At 59.6% G+C, this 17,848-nt stretch carries 22 protein-coding genes; 9 read left to right on the forward strand and 13 right to left on the reverse strand.

All coding sequences use genetic code 11. The features are described 5' to 3' along the window. Positions 1-11 precede the first annotated feature (11 nt). Entirely contained in the window at positions 12-338 is a 327-nt protein-coding gene (locus AC1D1M_RS15720; RefSeq protein WP_477776353.1) for a DUF3565 domain-containing protein, read from the reverse strand. On the opposite strand from AC1D1M_RS15720, the gene AC1D1M_RS15725 reads away from it, so the two are divergent. The 3 genes from AC1D1M_RS15725 to AC1D1M_RS15735 all read left to right on the forward strand — a co-directional run bounded on the left by AC1D1M_RS15725 (position 307) and on the right by AC1D1M_RS15735 (position 2,689). Beyond that, the gene (locus AC1D1M_RS15725; RefSeq protein WP_008150718.1) at positions 307-792 is read left to right on the forward strand and encodes an FKBP-type peptidyl-prolyl cis-trans isomerase; all 486 of its coding nucleotides are present in this window, start codon (positions 307-309) and stop codon (positions 790-792) included. The two genes, AC1D1M_RS15720 and AC1D1M_RS15725, sit on opposite strands and share 32 nt — an antisense overlap. Before the next feature lie 122 nt (positions 793-914). Then, the gene (locus tag AC1D1M_RS15730) at positions 915-1,397 is read left to right on the forward strand and encodes a glutathione peroxidase (protein WP_477776354.1); all 483 of its coding nucleotides are present in this window, start codon (positions 915-917) and stop codon (positions 1,395-1,397) included. A 188-nt stretch (positions 1,398-1,585) separates the two neighbouring features. Next, positions 1,586-2,689, forward strand: a complete 1,104-nt coding sequence (locus tag AC1D1M_RS15735) for an NADH:flavin oxidoreductase (protein ID WP_477776355.1) — start codon at positions 1,586-1,588, stop codon at positions 2,687-2,689. Between the two features lie 136 nt (positions 2,690-2,825). Here the strand turns inward: AC1D1M_RS15735 and AC1D1M_RS15740 are convergent, their stop codons facing one another. Both AC1D1M_RS15740 and cysZ read right to left on the reverse strand, forming a co-directional pair. Further along, positions 2,826-4,025 carry a glycosyltransferase family 4 protein gene (locus tag AC1D1M_RS15740; protein ID WP_477776356.1) on the reverse strand — a complete coding sequence of 400 codons (1,200 nt, stop codon included), beginning with the start codon at positions 4,023-4,025 and terminating at the stop codon, positions 2,826-2,828. Between the two features lie 36 nt (positions 4,026-4,061). Continuing rightward, positions 4,062-4,814, reverse strand: a complete 753-nt coding sequence (cysZ, locus tag AC1D1M_RS15745) for a sulfate transporter CysZ (protein WP_477776357.1) — start codon at positions 4,812-4,814, stop codon at positions 4,062-4,064. A gap of 315 nt (positions 4,815-5,129) precedes the next feature. On the opposite strand from cysZ, the gene trxB reads away from it, so the two are divergent. Beyond that, positions 5,130-6,086 (forward strand): thioredoxin-disulfide reductase, encoded by a 957-nt coding sequence (trxB, locus tag AC1D1M_RS15750; RefSeq protein WP_218429324.1) that lies wholly within the window; start codon positions 5,130-5,132, stop codon positions 6,084-6,086. A gap of 85 nt (positions 6,087-6,171) precedes the next feature. Here trxB and AC1D1M_RS15755 read toward each other — a convergent pair whose 3' ends face one another. From AC1D1M_RS15755 to AC1D1M_RS15785, 7 genes are all read right to left on the reverse strand, one after another. Further along, entirely contained in the window at positions 6,172-7,422 is a 1,251-nt protein-coding gene (locus AC1D1M_RS15755) for a 2-aminoadipate transaminase (RefSeq protein ID WP_477776358.1), read from the reverse strand. A 235-nt stretch (positions 7,423-7,657) separates the two neighbouring features. Continuing rightward, a complete protein-coding gene (locus AC1D1M_RS15760) occupies positions 7,658-7,996 on the reverse strand; it encodes a HopJ type III effector protein (protein ID WP_477776359.1) in 339 nt (112 codons plus the stop codon). Continuing rightward, positions 7,989-8,285 carry a DUF1244 domain-containing protein gene (locus AC1D1M_RS15765; RefSeq protein WP_008000589.1) on the reverse strand — a complete coding sequence of 99 codons (297 nt, stop codon included), beginning with the start codon at positions 8,283-8,285 and terminating at the stop codon, positions 7,989-7,991. Before AC1D1M_RS15765 ends, AC1D1M_RS15760 begins: the two co-directional genes overlap by 8 nt. 96 nt (positions 8,286-8,381) lie before the next feature. Next, a complete protein-coding gene (folX, locus tag AC1D1M_RS15770) occupies positions 8,382-8,753 on the reverse strand; it encodes a dihydroneopterin triphosphate 2'-epimerase (RefSeq protein WP_056728405.1) in 372 nt (123 codons plus the stop codon). A gap of 2 nt (positions 8,754-8,755) precedes the next feature. Then, positions 8,756-9,316 (reverse strand): GTP cyclohydrolase I FolE, encoded by a 561-nt coding sequence (folE, locus tag AC1D1M_RS15775; protein ID WP_223455605.1) that lies wholly within the window; start codon positions 9,314-9,316, stop codon positions 8,756-8,758. Positions 9,317-9,336: 20 nt separating this feature from the next. Next, entirely contained in the window at positions 9,337-10,047 is a 711-nt protein-coding gene (folM, locus tag AC1D1M_RS15780) for a dihydromonapterin reductase (protein ID WP_477776360.1), read from the reverse strand. Between the two features lie 171 nt (positions 10,048-10,218). Continuing rightward, positions 10,219-10,788, reverse strand: a complete 570-nt coding sequence (locus AC1D1M_RS15785; RefSeq protein WP_477776361.1) for an antibiotic biosynthesis monooxygenase — start codon at positions 10,786-10,788, stop codon at positions 10,219-10,221. Positions 10,789-11,011: 223 nt separating this feature from the next. Here AC1D1M_RS15785 and AC1D1M_RS15790 point away from each other — a divergent pair, with 223 nt between their 5' ends. Continuing rightward, positions 11,012-11,971, forward strand: coding sequence for a MerR family transcriptional regulator (locus AC1D1M_RS15790; protein ID WP_477776362.1), 960 nt, complete (start codon positions 11,012-11,014; stop codon positions 11,969-11,971). Between the two features lie 3 nt (positions 11,972-11,974). Here AC1D1M_RS15790 and AC1D1M_RS15795 read toward each other — a convergent pair whose 3' ends face one another. Further along, positions 11,975-12,580, reverse strand: coding sequence for a hypothetical protein (locus tag AC1D1M_RS15795; RefSeq protein ID WP_477776363.1), 606 nt, complete (start codon positions 12,578-12,580; stop codon positions 11,975-11,977). A gap of 54 nt (positions 12,581-12,634) precedes the next feature. Further along, complete coding sequence (locus AC1D1M_RS15800) at positions 12,635-13,111, reverse strand: PAS domain S-box protein (protein ID WP_477776364.1); 477 nt, start codon at positions 13,109-13,111, stop codon at positions 12,635-12,637. A gap of 102 nt (positions 13,112-13,213) precedes the next feature. Between AC1D1M_RS15800 and AC1D1M_RS15805 the strand changes: the two genes are divergently transcribed. From AC1D1M_RS15805 to AC1D1M_RS15820, 4 genes are all read left to right on the forward strand, one after another. Further along, a complete protein-coding gene (locus tag AC1D1M_RS15805) occupies positions 13,214-13,669 on the forward strand; it encodes a flavodoxin (protein ID WP_477776365.1) in 456 nt (151 codons plus the stop codon). Positions 13,670-13,894: 225 nt separating this feature from the next. Then, positions 13,895-14,677 (forward strand): class II aldolase/adducin family protein, encoded by a 783-nt coding sequence (locus AC1D1M_RS15810; protein ID WP_477776366.1) that lies wholly within the window; start codon positions 13,895-13,897, stop codon positions 14,675-14,677. Next, entirely contained in the window at positions 14,677-15,579 is a 903-nt protein-coding gene (locus tag AC1D1M_RS15815; protein ID WP_477776367.1) for an alpha/beta fold hydrolase, read from the forward strand. Before AC1D1M_RS15810 ends, AC1D1M_RS15815 begins: the two co-directional genes overlap by 1 nt. A 167-nt stretch (positions 15,580-15,746) precedes the next feature. Continuing rightward, positions 15,747-16,658: an SDR family oxidoreductase gene (locus AC1D1M_RS15820; RefSeq protein WP_477776368.1), complete on the forward strand. Its 912-nt coding sequence runs from the start codon at positions 15,747-15,749 to the stop codon at positions 16,656-16,658. Between the two features lie 74 nt (positions 16,659-16,732). Here AC1D1M_RS15820 and AC1D1M_RS15825 read toward each other — a convergent pair whose 3' ends face one another. Beyond that, positions 16,733-17,503, reverse strand: coding sequence for an N-acetylmuramoyl-L-alanine amidase (locus AC1D1M_RS15825; protein WP_477776369.1), 771 nt, complete (start codon positions 17,501-17,503; stop codon positions 16,733-16,735). Positions 17,504-17,848: the final 345 nt, after the last annotated feature.

Raw genomic sequence — 17,848 nt, forward strand, 5'->3', positions numbered from 1 at the left:
ACTACCGAAATTCAGTCGCCAAGGTTATCGCTAACCGAGCCTTGTGCGCACCAACCGCAGGCAAAGGGTTGGCCTATTTTTTCCTGGCGCTGCACAGGGTCCATGACCCAGGCGCGGGATTGCCAGGGTGGCTGGTGCCGCAGGTGTTGGGTGTGGCCGCAGGAAAGCTCGGCCACCCAGTGTCCGTCCTCGTCCTGATGGAAGCCTGTGACCGTCGAATCCCGTCTGTCCGGGTTGTGTTCGCTTTCGGACGATTGCTTCGCTAAACTTGGCCTTTCAATCTTCTTATGCAAAAGGTCTCGCCCCATGCTGATCGCCGCCAATAAGGCTGTCTCCATCGACTATACCCTGACTAACGACGCTGGTGAGGTCATCGACAGCTCCGCCGGCGGCGCGCCGCTGGTCTACCTGCAAGGCGCAGGCAACATCATCCCGGGCCTGGAAAAGGCTCTGGAAGGCAAGACTGTCGGCGACGAGCTGACCGTAGCCGTTGAACCGGAAGACGCTTACGGCGAGTACGCTGCCGAACTGGTCAGCACCCTGAGCCGCAGCATGTTCGAAGGCGTCGACGAGCTGGAAGTGGGCATGCAGTTCCACGCTTCCGCTCCGGACGGGCAGATGCAGATCGTGACCATCCGTGATCTGGACGGCGACGACGTCACCGTCGACGGCAATCACCCGTTGGCTGGTCAACGCCTGAATTTCCAGGTCAAGATCATCGACATCCGTGACGCCAGCCAGGAAGAAATCGCTCATGGCCACGTCCATGGCGAAGGTGGCCATCACCACTGATTTCTGCGCTAAGCTCAGATAACTGGAGAGGCGCCCTGTGGGCGCCTTTTTAGTCTGCGGCTGTCCCTGACGACACCGCCAAGTGGCTGTTTCGAGAAGAACACGGGAATCTGGAGTACGCCATGAGTGCTTTTCACGACCTTAAATTGACAGCCTTGGATGGACAGGAGCTACCTCTGGCGCCTTTCAAGGGCCAAGTCGTACTGGTGGTCAACGTCGCCTCCAAATGCGGCTTGACCCCGCAGTACGCGGCGCTGGAAAACCTTTACCAGCTATACAAGGGCAAAGGCTTCAGCGTGCTGGGCTTGCCGTGCAACCAGTTTGCCGGGCAGGAACCGGGGACCGAACAAGAGATCAAGGATTTCTGCAGCCTCAACTATGGCGTGACCTTTCCGTTGTCCAGCAAGCTGGAAGTCAACGGGCATGACCGTCATCAGTTGTACCGCTTGCTGGCGGGCGAGGGCGCGGAATTTCCCGGCGACATTACCTGGAACTTCGAGAAGTTCCTGCTGGGCAAGGACGGCCGCGTACTGGCACGGTTCTCGCCACGCACGGCGCCGGATGATCCGACCATTGTTCACGCGATTGAAAAAGCGCTGAGTTAAGCCATAGATCAAGATCAAAAGATCGCAGCCTTCGGCAGCTCCTACGATCCTGTGTAGGTGCTGCCGAAGGCTGCGATCTTTTGCTTTCTGTCTTTTGACTCTTAATCACCGAAATCAATAATGCTGTTCAAGACTTTGGACTCTCCATATTATCGTCGTCATAAAGTCATTCTTCCGTGGAGCGTCCCATGCCCGTCAAAGCCCTGTTCAAACCGTTCCACCTCGGCACCCTCGAACTGCCGACCCGCGTCGTCATGGCGCCGATGACCCGCTCCTTTTCCCCGGGCGGCGTGCCTAATTCCAAAGTGATCGAATACTACCGTCGTCGCGCTGCTGCGGGCGTCGGCCTGATCATCACCGAAGGCACCACCGTCGGTCACAAGGCTTCCAACGGCTATCCGAACGTTCCGCATTTCTATGGTGAAGCGGCTCTGGCCGGGTGGAAGAAAGTCGTCGATGCCGTTCACGCCGAAGGCGGCAAAATCGTTCCGCAGCTGTGGCACGTGGGTAGCGTGCGGCGGATCGGCACTGAGCCGGACGCCAGCGTGCCGGGTTATGGCCCGTCGGAAAAACTGAAGGGAGGTCAGGTCGTGGTGCACGGCATGACCAGGCAGGATATCCAGGACGTAATCGCCGCGTTCGCCCAGGCCGCCAAGGATGCCCAGAGCATCGGCATGGACGGCGTAGAAATCCACGGTGCCCACGGTTACCTGGTCGACCAGTTCTTCTGGGAAGGCAGCAACCAGCGTACCGACGAATACGGCGGCAGCCTGGCCAACCGTTCGCGCTTCGCCATTGAATTGATTCAGGCCGTGCGTGCTGCGGTCGGTGAAGGTTTCCCGATCATCTTCCGTTTCTCCCAGTGGAAACAGCAGGACTACACTGCACGTCTGGTGCAAACCCCGGAAGCCTTGGACGAGTTCCTCAAGCCGTTGGCCGACGCAGGCGTGGATATTTTCCACTGCTCGACCCGCCGCTTCTGGGAGCCGGAGTTCGACGGTTCCGAGCTGAACCTGGCCGGCTGGACCCGCCAACTCACCGGCAAGCCGACCATCACCGTGGGCAGCGTCGGCCTGGACGGCGAGTTCCTGCAATTCATGGTCAACACCGACAAGGTCGCGCAGCCCGCCAGCCTGGAAAAACTGCTGGAGCGCCTGAACAACGACGAGTTCGACCTGGTGGCGGTCGGTCGTGCGTTGCTGGTGGACCCGGACTGGGCGCAGAAAGTGCGTGACGGCCGTGAAGAAGACATTCTGCCGTTCAGCCGTGAGGCGTTGATGACGCTGGTTTAAGCGGCGACCGGGTAGACCTCATCGCGAGCAAGCTCGCTCCCACATTGATCGATGGTGACCACAAATCCTGTGACCACCGCAGAACTACTGTGGGAGCGAGCTTGCTCGCGATGGCGGACTTCAAATCACCCAGGATTCAGGGAACAGTCGGTGCATTCGGCACCACCATCTCCCCGGCACACGCCCCGCGCAACTGCCCCTCGAACTGCTCGATAATCGACGCCCAACCCTGGCGACTGGCATGCTGGCGCGCATTGAGGCGCACATTGCGCAATGCTTCTCTGTCCTCCAGCAGCCATGCCGCTGCATCGCAGAACGCTTCTTCATCCCCCGGCATCGCCAACACACCGTTGTAGCCATGACGTATGTGCTGGGCGGCCGCTGCCTGATCGAAGGCCACCACGCCGAGCCCCGAGGCGAGTGCTTCAAGCACCACATTGCCGAAGGTTTCAGTCAGGCTCGGAAACAGAAACACGTCTCCGGAGGCATAGTGACACGCCAGAGCTTCACCCCGTTGAGTGCCGCAGAAAATTGCCTCGGGCATTTCGTTTTCCAGTTCCTGGCGCTGCGGGCCATCGCCGACCACGATCAGTTTCAGCGTGCGCTGGGGATAACTCGCCTTGAGGGTATTGAAGGTGCGTTTGAGCAGGCCGAGGTTTTTTTCCGGGGCCAGGCGTCCGACATGAATGACGGCGATGTCTGCCTCGGTCAGTCCCCACTGCTCGCGCAGGGCATTTAACCGTTTGGCCGGATGAAACAATTCGCTGTCGACCCCTCGGGACAGCAACGCCAGTCGTTCGAAATGACGTCGCTCCAGCTCCATGCGCTGGCTGACGCTGGGCACCAGGGTCATGGTCGAGCGGTTGTGGAACCAGCGCAGGTAGTGAGTCAGCAGGCGCGTGAGTAAACCAAACCCGTACTGGTTGGAGTACTGCTGGAAATTGGTGTGGAAACCGCTGACCACGGAAATCCCCAGTCGCCGTGCCGCCCGCAACGCAGAGAGGCCCAGCGGCCCTTCGGTGGCGATGTAGAGCACATCCGGGCGATGACGCGTCCAGCGCCGCAGCAGCTTGTGCATCGACGACTGACCCCATTGCAGGCCGGGATAGCCCGGAAGCGGCCAGCCGCGGCACAGCAGCAATTCATCGTCGCTGCCCAACTGCTGATCGCAGCCCTGACGCGGTCGCACCAGCTCCACTTGATGCCCGCGCGCGCGCAAACCGTCGCACAAGCGACCAAGGGTATTGGCCACGCCGTTGATTTCCGGAGGGAAGGTTTCGGTGATCAGGGTGATATGCAGAGCTGTCGTCATGACCCCAGTGTCGGCTGGGGCCATGTCGTCAGTGTGACGTCGGGATGATGGATTTGTGACTCAGCGCTGCACCACCAGGTTTTCCGCGCCGCGTTCACGCACCCAGAACAGTGTTGCCCCGGCCACCGCCGCCGGCATCATCAGGATGTTCACCACCGGAATCAGCAGCACCAGATAGACGCTGCCGCCGAAGCTCATGCTCTGCCAGCGCTTCTGCCGCAGCCAGGCGAGCATCTCGTTCCAGCCAAGTTTATGGTTGTCCGCCGGGTAGTCGATGTACTGGATCGCCATCATCCACACCCCGAACAGCAGCCACAGCGGCGCGGCGATGATGTTCACCACCGGGATGAACGAGAGGATGAACAGCCCGACTGCCCGGGGCAGGAAGTAGCCGAGCTTGCGCATCTCCCGGGCCAGGGTGCGCGGAATCATCGCGATCAGTTCACCCCAGCTGAAAGCCGGAAAATCATCGGTGCCACGCACCACCACTTCGACTTTCTCCGCGAGGAAGCCGTTGAATGGCGCGGCAATGACGTTGGCGAGCATGGTGAAGGTGAAGAACACCATCAGCACGACGAGCACCACGAACAGCGGCCAGAGGATGTAGCTGAGAAAACTCAGCCAGTCGGGCAGGGACGGCATCAGCGTGTCGACCCACAGGCTGAATTGATGGCCGGCCAGGTAGATCAATCCGACGAACAGCACCAGGTTGATTGCCAGCGGTAACAGCACAAACAAACGCAGGCTGGGGCTCAACACCAGCTTGAGGCCTTCGCGCAGGTATTGCGGGCCGGACAGAACAGGGGCGGGCATAGCGGGCTCCGAGCAGAGGGAAAACGCGCCGACCTTACCGGCTTTGCTTCACAGGCGAAAGCGCGGTGGCGGTATCGACATTCACTGTAACAAAGACGTCGATGTCGTCGGTCAGATGGCATAGAGACCACCTATGAGCTGGATTGTTAAACCGTATTTCCTTAATCTTCGCCCCCTCGATACGCTGCACCCAATCTTTTTACAGGACGGTCGGGTTCAAGCCTTCCCCAAGTGCTTTCAACCGTTCTTTTTTATTCCAGCCGGCAATCCGGCGTTCCGCGCCAGGTATTCCGGGCCGGTCAACAGGAGCAGGTCATGTCTGAAGTCCGTCATTCGCGAGTGATTATTCTCGGTTCCGGCCCTGCCGGTTACAGCGCCGCGGTCTATGCCGCCCGTGCCAACCTCAAGCCACTGCTGATCACCGGCATGCAGGCCGGCGGTCAATTGACCACCACCACCGAAGTCGACAACTGGCCGGGCGACGTCCACGGCCTGACCGGCCCGGCGCTGATGGAGCGGATGCGCGAGCACGCCGAGCGCTTTGAAACCGAGATCGTGTTCGATCACATCAATGCCGTCGACTTCGCTGCCAAGCCGTACACCCTGACCGGCGACAGCGCGACTTACACCTGTGACGCACTGATCATCGCCACCGGCGCCAGCGCTCGTTACCTGGGCCTGCCATCGGAAGAAACGTTCATGGGCAAAGGCGTGTCCGCCTGCGCAACCTGCGACGGTTTCTTCTATCGCAACAAGCCGGTGGCTGTGGTCGGCGGCGGCAACACCGCTGTTGAAGAAGCCCTGTACCTGGCCAACATCGCCAGCAAGGTCACCCTGATTCACCGTCGCGAAACCTTCCGCGCCGAGAAGATTCTGATCGACAAGCTGAACGCCCGTGTTGCCGAAGGCAAGATCGAGCTTAAGCTGAACGCGACCCTGGACGAAGTACTGGGCGACAACATGGGCGTGACCGGTGCCCGCTTGAAGAACAACGACGGCAGCTTCGACGAAGTGAAAGTCGACGGCGTGTTCATCGCCATCGGCCACACCCCGAACACTTCGTTGTTCGAAGGCCAGCTGACCCTGAAAGACGGTTACCTGGTGGTGCAGGGCGGCCGTGACGGCAACGCCACTGCCACTAACCTCGAAGGTATCTTCGCCGCCGGTGACGTGGCTGACCACGTGTACCGTCAGGCCATCACCTCGGCTGGCGCCGGTTGCATGGCGGCACTGGATGCCGAGCGTTACCTCGACGATCTGCAGAACGCTTGATTCTGCTTTCGTTGAAATGAAAAAACCGGCTTCGGCCGGTTTTTTTGTGCCGGCGATTTATAACCCGCTCCCACAGGAATTGTGTTCAGGTCAGTTTTGCAAGGCAGGCCTCAAGAATATCCAGCCCTTCCTCCAGCACCGCAGCCTCGATGGTCAACGGCGCCAGCAAGCGAATGATGTGCCGCGATTTGCCACTGGGCATCAGCAGCAGACCCGCATCCCGCGCCAGCGCCAGCAGTTGGGTCAATTGTGCCGATGCGGGCGAGCCATCGGTATTGATCAACTCGATGCCACGCATGGCGCCGACGCCGGTCAGGCGTCCCAGGTACGGCGTCAGGTTGTTCGCGCGCCAGGTTGCATGGCGGCCGACAATCGCTTCTTCCTGTTGGGTGCCCCAGGCATGCAGGTTGGCGTCGGTCATTTCATCCAGGGTTGCCAGTGCGGCGGCGCAGGCGATGGGGTTACCGGAGTAGGTGCCGCCGAGTCCGCCCTTGGGCAAATTGTCGAGCAGCGACTTGCGCCCGACCACTGCTCCCAGCGGCACGCCGCCGGCGATGCTTTTGCCGAGCAGGATCAGGTCCGGCTCGATGCCCAGTCGCGAGAACGCGAAGCGCTGGCCGGTACGGCCGAAACCGGACTGGATTTCATCGGCGATCAGCACAATGCCCTTGTCGTCGCAGAACTTGCGCAGCGCTTGGGCGAACTCGACCTCCATGGCCAGAAAGCCTGCTTCGCCCTGCACCGGTTCGACGATAAAACAGGCGACGTCTTCGACATCAATCTCGACGCTGAACAGGCGCTCCATGGCTTTGAGGGCCTCGGCACCGGTGACGCCGTTGTCCTGGCTGGGGAAGGGCAGGTGAAACACCGGTCCCGGCAGCACGCCGACTTTCTGTTTGTAGGGCGCGACTTTGCCATTGAGGTTGAGGGTGGCCAGTGTGCGGCCATGGAAAGCGCCGTCGAAGGCGATGACTGCGCTACGGCCGGTGGCGCCACGGACGATCTTCAGGGCGTTTTCCGCCGCTTCCGCGCCGCTGTTGGTGAGCATGCCGCTGACCGGGTAATGCACCGGCATGAACGCACTGAGGCGATCCATCAGTTCGAGGTAAGGCGCATGGGGCGCTGCATTGAACGCGTAATGGGTCAGTCGGGTGGCTTGTTCGCGGATGGCTTCGACGATTCGCGGATGGCAATGGCCGAGGTTCAACACGCCGATGCCGCCGACAAAGTCGATGTAGCGTTTGCCATCGGTGTCCCAGACCTCGGCGTTTTTGCCGTGGCTGAGCGTGACAGGATGAACGATGTTGATCGACTGGCTGATGGTTTCGCTGCGCATGAATGACCGGCTCGGAAGAAGGAGGACTTCTTTTTATCTAAGCCGTGAGCAGCGGTAGGGGGCAAACGAAATAAAGTTGCCGGGTCAATCTTAAAAGTCAGGATGTGCTGTCGATCATCTGTAGGAGCAGCCGGTCGACGCTCGATTGCTCGCGATGGTGGTGAACGATTACGCGTAAAACCAGATGCCCAGCGGTGCTCTTGGGTTTTTCGCGAGCAAGCTCGCTCCTACAGATTTAGCGGCGGGTCAGTGGCTGTTGGGTGAATTTCACACCAGCCAGGCCATGGGCAATCAATGCACGAATGTTGCCGTGATCGCTGCCTTCCGGCGTCGCCAGCACCGAGCGGTAATGCTCGCCAAAAGCCAGCAGCGCTTCTTCATCGCTCAAGCCTTCGAGCAGCGCCAGGCCCAGGGTCTTGCACGAACCTTCGTTCTGCCCGGCCGCGTTTTCCACGCCACCGTTGTTGAAGGCCAGAGGCTGGTAGTCGTAACCGGCGGCGATGAAGGCCAGGGTGTCGGCGAAGGCGTGTTCGCCGCTTTTGAGGCTGGCGCGCAGGGTGTTCAAATCACTCATTGGGTTTTCCTTTGGCGAACGCCGCTTGCTGGTCGGCGCTGGCTTCTTGCTGATATTGGGCTTTCCATTCGGCGTACGGCATGCCGTAAACCACTTCGCGGGCCTCGTCGAGGCTGACCTCGATCTGGCGTTCGTCGGCCGCGGCCTTGTACCACTTGGACAGGCAGTTGCGGCAAAAACCCGAGAGGTTCATCAGGTCGATGTTCTGGACATCCTTGCGGCTGTCCAGGTGGGCCACCAGCCGGCGAAAGGCGGCGGCTTCGAGTTCCAGGCGTTGTTGATCGGTCATGGCGGTCTCTGCGAGACAGCTTCAAGCGGCACGCTTGAAGCTGCAAATTGGATGGCGGTGGCTGCAAGTTTACAGCCTGGCGCTTGTGGCTTGAAGCTAGCGGCTCGCTGCAAGCGTAATCGACACCGACTCGGCGAATCGCAGCGCGTGGGGCTTGTCGACCTCGACCTCGGCGTACAGCACCGATGCGTTGGCCATCACCAGGTCGAGAATTTCCTGGGTCAGGCGTTCGAGCAGCGCAAAGCGGTTGCCTTCCACATGGGCGATGATTGCCTTGGTAATGGTCCGGTAGTTCAACGCGTGATCGATGTCGTTGTCCCGTACCGCTTCCTGGGCTGCGTACAGAATGGTGAGGTTGATCAGCACATCCTGCTTGTTGAGGATTTCATCCTCGTTGATGCCGATGAAGGTACGCAGGCCCAGGTCTTTGACCCGGATGCGTGCCATGCCTGGCTGAAGTTGTGGCATTGCTACTTGCTCCGTCCAATCAATTGCAGGAACTCCTGGCGGGTGTTGCTCGACTCGCGGAAGGCGCCGAGCATCACCGAGGTGTTCATGGTCGAATTCTGTTTCTCGACGCCGCGCATCATCATGCACATGTGCTGCGCCTCGATGACCACTGCGACGCCGGCCGCGCCGGTCACCTGTTGCACCGCGTCGGCGATTTGCCGGGTGAGGTTTTCCTGGATCTGCAGGCGCCGGGCGAACATGTCCACCAACCGTGCAATCTTCGACAGGCCCAGCACCTTGCCGGTTGGAATATAAGCCACATGCGCCTTGCCGATGAAGGGCAGCATGTGGTGTTCGCAAAGCGAGTACAGCTCGATGTTGTCGACGATCACCATTTCATCGTTGTCGGATGCGAACAGCGCGCCATTGACGATCTCTTCGACACTTTGCTCGTAACCATGGCAAAGGTACTGCATGGCTTTGGCTGCGCGCGTCGGCGTATCGAGCAAACCCTCGCGGTCGGGGTTTTCGCCGAGGCCGATAAGGATCTCTCGATAATTCTGGGGCAGGGATAACGTCATGGAAAATCCTCGCGGGACACTTATTTGATGTGCCTTCCGCCATTGACGGTCAGGGTGGTGCCGGTGACATAAGGGTTGTCGAGCAGATAGCGCAGGCTCTGGTAGATCACTTCGCTGCCGGGCTCGATGCCCAGTGCGGATTTGGCCAGCACCTTGGCGCGGTAGGCCGCGTCGTCTTCAGGGTTGAACAGTAGCAGGGCCGGCGCGATCCCGTTGACCTTGATTGCCGGCGCGTACCTGGCGGCAAAGGACAGGGTCAGGCTGTCGAGCCCGGCTTTGCTGGCGCAATAGCCGATGTGCTTGCTGCTGCCCTTGCGGGTCACGTCATCGCTGATGTGCACGATGTCGGCGGGGCTTGAGCGTTGCAGCAGGTCGGCGCAATGCAGGTTGATCAGGTAGGGCGCCAGCATGTGCACGCTGAACATACGGGTGAATGCTGCGGCGTCGGTGTCGGGCGTTTCGGCCAGCCATTCGGAGGCGTTGTGGACAATCGCCCGCAAACAGTCGGTGTGGGTTTTCAGTTCGCTGATGAAGGCGAGGATCCCGGCCTCGGTGGCGAAGTCCGCGAACACCGCGGTGGCCCCCAGATCGCGCAAGGCTTGTACGCCCGGACGCTCGCTACGGTAGCTGAAAATCACGCGATGGCCATCTTCCAGCAATCGTTGGGCGCAGTGCAGGCCGACACGCTGGCCGGCGCCGGTAATGAGGATGGGGGCTGCGGAAGAAGTCATGAACGGCTCGCGTCGCGGTGAGAACAAAACTATACCAGCGACGGGAGCGCTCTACCTATTGCGAGGGAAACAACTGTAGGAGCGAGCTTGCTCGCGATTGCGGACTGTCAGGCGACACATATGTTGACTGACACGCCCTCATCGCGAGCAAGCTCGCTCCCACAGGAGGGATCAATGATTCTGAGTGGAGGGTTCGGCACTCAATGGACGTACCGGCGTGCTGTTCAGCCAGCCGGCCAGCAAACGGGTCGACAACGGAATGAACAGATAAACCATCAGCGGCGTCAGGCACAGGGTACTGATGAACACGCGGGGTAGCAGCGCCATCTCGCTCAACAGCGGCCCCAGCACAAAGTTGAACAGCAGCGAGACCGGAAAGAACGCCAGCCAGATCGCCACGGCCTGTTTCCAGCGCGGCGGGCGTTGGCCGACGGCACCGAACCAACCCTCGATGCCGCTGACCCGATGTTCCGTCGGGTGGGCGAACAGCTCGCTGCCGCGTCCGAGCCAGGCGCTGCGCGAAGCGGAGTGCTCCCAGGCATGCAGGGTCTGCTCGTCGGCGAAGCGGAAGATAATCTGGAATTCGTCATCACCGGGCGGTGGGGCGAGTACGCCGGAGCCGAGGTAGCCGGGAAAGTCGGTGGCCAGTTGTTCGCCTTCGCGCAGCCAGGCGATCAGGTCTTGATAACGTCCATTGGCAACGCGGCGCGCAACCATCAGCGTGACGGGTGGGGTAGACATTGTGTATCTCCGTAAGGCATTTGCGTCGCTCCGGATAGGAACTTCGCCAGGCACAGCGCCGGGGTGGTGGGCTGCGACTCGAAACAAGCAAGGATTATTCCTGATTCTGCCCGTGGCGTCTGTGACGTTTATCCGCTCATTCGCGGCATCGATTTTTTACGGAAACTTTACGGGGTAGGGGCGTTAGAATAACGCTCGGACGATACAGGGATGTTTCAACAGGATGCCCATACTTACAGACGTCGCTTCAGGCTCCACGCAGGCCGTCGCTCTCGAACAGGAAGAACTCTTCCCCATTCGCGAGGTGGCGCGACTGACAGGTGTCAACCCGGTCACGCTTCGAGCCTGGGAACGACGCTACGGCCTGATTGTTCCAACACGCACCGATAGCGGGCATCGACTGTATTCGATGTCCGATATTGAGCGTGTCCGTAGCATTCTCGGCTGGATCGAGCGCGGTGTTGCGGTCAGCAGGATCGGCAAGATCCTGGCCAGGGCCGAGCCACTCCTGGCGTTGTCGCACATCATCCCCAACAGCCTCGTGGAAGCCGATTGCGCGCAGTGGCAGCAGCAGGTTCTTGCTGCGGTCAACGGTTTTGACGACATTCGGCTGGAGCAGGTCTACGGGCAAATCTTTTCCAGTTACTCCCTGCCGGTGGTGATTCAGGACATTCTGATCCCTGTCTGGAAGCGGTTGTTACAACGCCAGGACCAGTTCGGCGGGACCAGCGAGTGGCTGTTCCTGGATGGTTTTCTGCGTTCCCGGGTGGTGCAGCGTCTGTTGTTGCTGCGCGACAAACAGCCGCGTCGGGTGGTCATCTGTGCCTTGGTTGGCCATTGCCACGAGCTGGAACTGTTGGTCGCCGCCCTGTTCCTGAGTGCCGGGCCTGCGGCCGTTCGCGTGCTGAACATTGGTCAGCCGTTCGATGAGCTGGCCCTGATGTGCGAAAGGATCAAGCCCTTGGCGCTGGTGCTGTTCTCCAATCATGCTCCGGCTCCCGAGTTGCCGCGACGCTTGAATCGCCTGGCCATGAGTCTGGAGTGTCGATTGTTGTTGGCCGGTGATGCTTCTGACTTGGCACAGGAGAGCCTGGCCGGGTCATCGATCGGATGCCTGGGCAATGAAGGGGAGGTCATGAGCCAGCGTCTGAAGCAGTTCCTGGCGGGCAGTCTGGATACTTGAGGTTCAGAGATGCAGCGCGGGATGAGTCAACCGATGCTGTTGCAGGATGAACTGGCGCAGGCGCTCGGTTTCGTCCGTATCGCTCTGGTTCAGTTGATAGGCATAGAAGCCCTGTTCGTTTTCTTTCTCGAAAGTGCCGCGCAAGGCAATCCGCTCATAGCCTGACGGGCTGAACCACAAGGCGAAATGCTTCGGCGGCTTGGTCTTGTTGCGAACCTCCAGCAAAACCCCTTTGCACGACACTTCGTGCACCCACAGGGTGCCGGTTTGACCCTTGGCGTTTTCCAGCGCTACCGGTTCATCCAGTACCAGGCGCCAAGGCCGGACCATTGGCCCGTCTTCATAGATGCTCGGCACGCCGAGGCGCAGGTGCAGCGCATGGAACTCGTCTTCCACCAGGTGCAGGGGGAAGGTCATTTGCTGGTTTTCGAAGCTGGCTTGAATGGTGACCTGCTCATGGGCCGCCAGGCGGGTGAGCAGGTCACGAATTTGCGATCCCCCGTTGACGAGCAGGCTCGACGTCGCGTCCCGCACATTGAGTTGCGGGCTGTGTTGCATGGACTGGATGAAATCCAGCTCATCCTGGGTCAGGAGTGCGTCGCGTTGCATGGCCAACTCGAAAGATATAGTTACAAAGTCAGTGGTGATTGTAGTTACTGACCATTAATTCAGAGTTTTGTTTTCGCCGTTCGTCGCTTTGAGCGCAGCAAGCTCGGCCTGGAGTTCAGCCAACCGCCCCTCAAGCTGTGCCACGCGCTGTTGCGCCTTGACCTGCGCGGTGACGTCTTTCTGCACACCGACAAAATAGGTTTGCCCGTCCGCTGGATTTTTCACCGTTGAAAGGGACAGCTCGTTCCAGAACGGCGTGCCGTCCTTGCGGTAGTTGCGCAGTATTTCCCGGCAGGATCCTTCACGGTTCAAGGCGTCGCGAATCAACGGCAGGGCTTCCTGGTCGCGGTCCCCCGACTGCAGGAAGCGGCAATCCTGATAGAGAATTTCTTCGCTGGAGTACCCCGTCAGGCGTTCGAATGCGGGGTTGACGTAAATCAGGATTTTGTCCTGATCGCCTTCCTTTTCGGCGATCACGATACCGTCGTTGGAGGCGTTGATCACCATTTGCAGCAGTTGTGCATTAATCATCGGAGTATCCTTTCCTGATTGATTTTCGATTGCATTCTAAAAGAACAATTACGACCGTGCTGTTAATATCCGGGTCTTTTACTCGGATTCAGGATCAGATTGATGAAAGTCGCCATCATTTCCGGCTCGGTGTACGGCACGGCCGAAGAAGTTGCCCGCCACGCCGCCAGCCTGTTGAACGCCGCCGGTTTCGAAACCTGGCACAACCCGCGTGCGACCCTCGCCGACGTCCTGGCGTTTGGCCCCGAAGCCTTTCTGGCGGTGACGTCGACCACCGGCATGGGTGAGCTGCCGGACAACCTGCAACCGCTGTATTCGACCATTCGTGACCAATTGCCAGCCGCCTGGCGCGGTTTACCGGGTGCGGTGATCGGGTTGGGTGATGCGAGCTATGGCGATACTTTTTGTGGCGGCGGCGAGCAGCTGCGCGAATTGTTCGGTGAGTTGGGCATTCGTGAAGTACTGCCGATGCTGCGCCTGGATGCCAGCGAGAGCGTGACCCCCGAGACGGACGCCGAGCCTTGGCTGGCGGACCTGATCAGCGCACTGCGCACCTGACCGTTGCCGTGGCACCCATGCCAGTCAGGGTTCTGACAGTGCGGTAAAAGCTGCCTGTCAGACCCTTGCTGGCGCCGGTTGTTTGACATGGATCCAGGGCGGCAGGGCGGCTGACTCGCTGGGCCACCAAGCTGGCTGCCAATGCAACTACACGAACCTCAAGGGGTGACTAGACTCGGTAAACATAGGAAACACTCCATCATAAAAACACCGAGGTTCCTTGCCGTGACTGTCGCTCCCGTCCAATCGCCACACAGTGTCAAACACCAGGTCAGTGCTGCCGAGTGGCAGACCCGCGTCGACCTGGCGGCTTGTTATCGCCTGGTCGCTCAACACGGCTGGGATGACCTGATCTTCACCCATATCTCAGCCAAGGTGCCCGGCACCGAAGATTTCCTGATCAACCCGTTCGGGTTGATGTTTCACGAAATGACCGCGTCGAGCCTGGTCAAGGTGGATCAGGCCGGCAACAAGCTGATGGACAGTCCTTACGAGATCAATCCGGCGGGTTACACCATCCACAGCGCCGTGCATGAAGTCCGTCACGATGTCGCCTGCGTGCTACACACCCACACGGCCTCGGGGGTTGCGGTGTCGGCACAGAAGCAGGGCGTTTTGCCGATCAGCCAACAGTCGTTGTTCGTGCTTTCCAGCCTGGCCTACCACGCCTACGAAGGCGTGGCGCTCAACCATGAAGAGAAAGTGCGGCTGCAGGCCGACCTCGGTGAAAACAATTTCCTGATGCTGCATAACCACGGTCTGCTGACCTGCGGCAGCACCATCGCCGATACGTTCCTGATGATGTTTACCTTTCAGCGTGCCTGCGACATTCAGGTCATGGCGCAGAACGGTGCCGCTGAACTGATCGCCATCGAACCGCAGATTCTGGCCGGCGCCAAAGCCATGATTGCGGGTGTCACCAGAAGTGCTCAAGGCATGGGTGGAGCGCTGGCATGGCCGGCGCTGCTGCGCAAACTCGATAAACTGGACGCGGGTTATAAACTCTGATGGAACTCGCCGAGATCCCCCTGTGTGTCTGGCGCAAACGCAGCCAGACGTTCGTATTCCGTGATCAAAGCATCCGTTACTGGACAGCAGGGCAGGGTGAGCCGCTGTTGCTCATTCACGGTTTTCCGTCCGCCAGTTGGGACTGGCATTACCTGTGGCAGCCTTTGACCCAGCGGTTTCGCGTGATCGCTTGCGACATGCTGGGCTTCGGCGACTCGGCCAAACCGGCAAATCACGAATACAGCCTGCTGGAGCAAGCGGATCTGCAACAGGCACTGCTTGAACACCTGAATGTCGAACAGCCGGTGCACCTGCTTGCCCACGATTACGGCGACAGCGTGGCCCAGGAACTGCTGGCCCGGCATTACGAGTCGCGGGTGGAGCTGGCCAGTTGCGTGTTTCTCAACGGCGGGTTGTTTCCGGAAACCCATCGCCCGGTATTGATGCAAAAACTCTTGCTCAGCCCTTTGGGCTGGATGATCGGCCGCGCCTTCAGCCGTGATGGCCTGGTGAGAAGCTTCCGGCAGATTTTCGGTCCGCAAACCCGTCCCAGTGAAAGCCAGATGGATGACTTCTGGAGCCTGGTCGAAAGCCATCAGGGGCCACGGATCATGCATAAATTAATCGCCTACATCCCGGAGCGACGCGTCTGGCGCAACCGCTGGGTGAGCGCGATGCAACGCGGTGAAGTGCCGCTGCGAGTGATCGATGGCGGGGTCGATCCGGTCTCCGGCGTGCACATGGTCGAGCGTTACCGGGAGCTGATCCCGGAGGCGGACACGGTGGTGTTGCCCGACATTGGCCACTACCCACAGATCGAGGCGCCCTGCGAGGTGCTCAAGCACTACCTGGCGTTTCGCGATCAACTGCTCTTGCCGCCGCGCAAGGTGGCGTGTTCCTGAGCAGGCATGTGATCACCTGTGGCGAGGGAGCTCCCCTCGCCCCATTTTCTCCATCAATCATCCCCCAGCCTTATCGCGCACCATTCAGCCTCCCCCGTGTTCATTGTGACCCGCTGCGTCGTGCCTGAAACTCGGGCTCATTGTCCCCTGGCCTGCTGGAGTCCCCCATGAATGAGTCTGTGCGCTTCGAAGATAAAGTCGTGATCATCACCGGTGCCGGTGGTGGCTTGGGACGGGCGCATGCACTGCTGTTCGCCAAACAGGGCGCCAGGGTGCTGGTCAACGATCTTGGCGGCTCGGCCCAGGGCGAGGGCGCCAACGCCTCGGCTGCCGACCGCGTTGTCGCGGACATTCGCGAGGCTGGCGGCATCGCCGAGGCTAACCACGACTCGGTCACTGATGGTGACAAGCTGGTCCAGCACGCACTGGATGTCTTCGGTCGCGTCGACGTGGTGGTCAACAACGCCGGGATCCTGCGTGACAAGACCTTCCACAAAATGGATGACGCCGACTGGGATCTGGTTTACCGCGTCCACGTCGAAGGTGCCTACAAAGTCACCCGCGCCGCCTGGCCGCACATGCGCGAGCAGAACTACGGCCGGGTGATTTTCACCGCGTCGACTTCGGGCATCTATGGCAACTTCGGCCAGTCCAACTACGGCATGGCCAAGCTCGGTCTCTATGGCCTGACCCGCACCCTGGCCATCGAAGGCCGCAAGAACAACATCCTGGTCAACGCCATCGCCCCCACTGGCGGCACGCGCATGACCGAAGGCCTGATCCCGCCGCAAGTCTTCGAACAGCTCAAGCCGGAACTGGTCAGCCCGCTGGTGGTGTACCTCGCCAGCGAGAACTGCCAGGAAACTTCCGGTCTGTTTGAAGTCGGCGGCGGCTGGATGGGCAAGGTCCGCTGGGAGCGCAGCCTCGGTGCCGGGTTCGATCCACGGACGGGTTTCTCCCCGGAAGACGTGGCGGCGCACTGGCAGCAGATTTGCGACTTCGAAGGCGCGGCGCATCCGAAGGACAACATCGAGGCGTTGAAGGAAATGATGGGGAATTTGCATAAGTATTCGCTTTGATAGCGCCGGCAAGGTCACATTGACTGACCTTGCCGGTTGTTGCATTTATCGGCTGGAAAACCGTTTGCTAACGATCAGCCAGGAAAGTATTTGGATACCAGTGCCTTCAGGTTGGCGGCTGTTTGTGCGTCCATTTTTCCGTCGAAGTTTTCCGGGCGAAAATGCAACTGGAATGCCCGCACCAACTGTTGAAAACCGCCTTCCGTTGATGCGCCCGAAACATCGTATCCATAGGTTTTGAACAGCCCCAGCAATTCGCTTCGGGCTGGAACGCCCGATGTGTTGAATTGGTGCAGATACTCGTCCCGAGTGGTTTCATCGAACCAGGCGCCGACGCCTTTCAAGTACAGCGCCTGCCAGGGAAACATCGGCCCCGGGTCACTTTTGCGGCCGATCGAAATATCGGAGTGGCCCAAAACTTGCGTCGGCGTGATATCCGGGTAGCGCTTGAGGATGTTCAGCGCCAGTTGTTCAATCACAGTAATCTGCTCGGGGTGATAGGGCGGGAAGGTGAATTCACCTTTGTTGTCAGTCGCCAGGTTGACGACTTCAATGCCGATGGACGTGTCATTCAGATTGCTGCGGCTGCCCCACTGACTGACGCCCGCGTGCCATGCGCGATGGGTTTCATCCACCAGGTTGAAAACTTCCTGCACGGTATAACCGGCGCTCAGGTAACTGGGGTCGGTAATATCCGGAATCAGATAGTGCGCGCTGACATTCGGGCCAGTCAGGGCACTGACAGAACTTGAAAAGTTAGCGGCCGTGTAGTGAAGAACCAGAAAGCGTACTCGACTGTTGAAACTTCTGGTTGAGCGATAATGGCTGTAGTTGATGGGTTTCATAGTTGCACTCGCAATAAGTAAGTTTGAAGTCGGACGACGATAGAAGTCGTTCGCCGGCTTGCTGTTCAACTTAATGGCTTGAGTGCTTTTGATGTTTACTTATGCCTGTAGTCCCTTTCTGTAAGAAATGTAGGCATGCGAAGTTTTGCCTGGATGGTCAGGGTTACCGACTGGCAGCAGTGACTCATCAAAAACCATCGCCCATAAAAAAGGCCGCTGCAAACGCAGCGGCCAAGGTAAGACGTTGGATCAGGAGCTACAAATCAACGTCAGTGAACACGGGGCGATGAGCCGATTCCTCAATTCATCTGAAATCTTTCAGTCACGGCGCAGGCCGATACATCG

Source organism: Pseudomonas sp. P1_F7, from assembly GCF_056405655.1.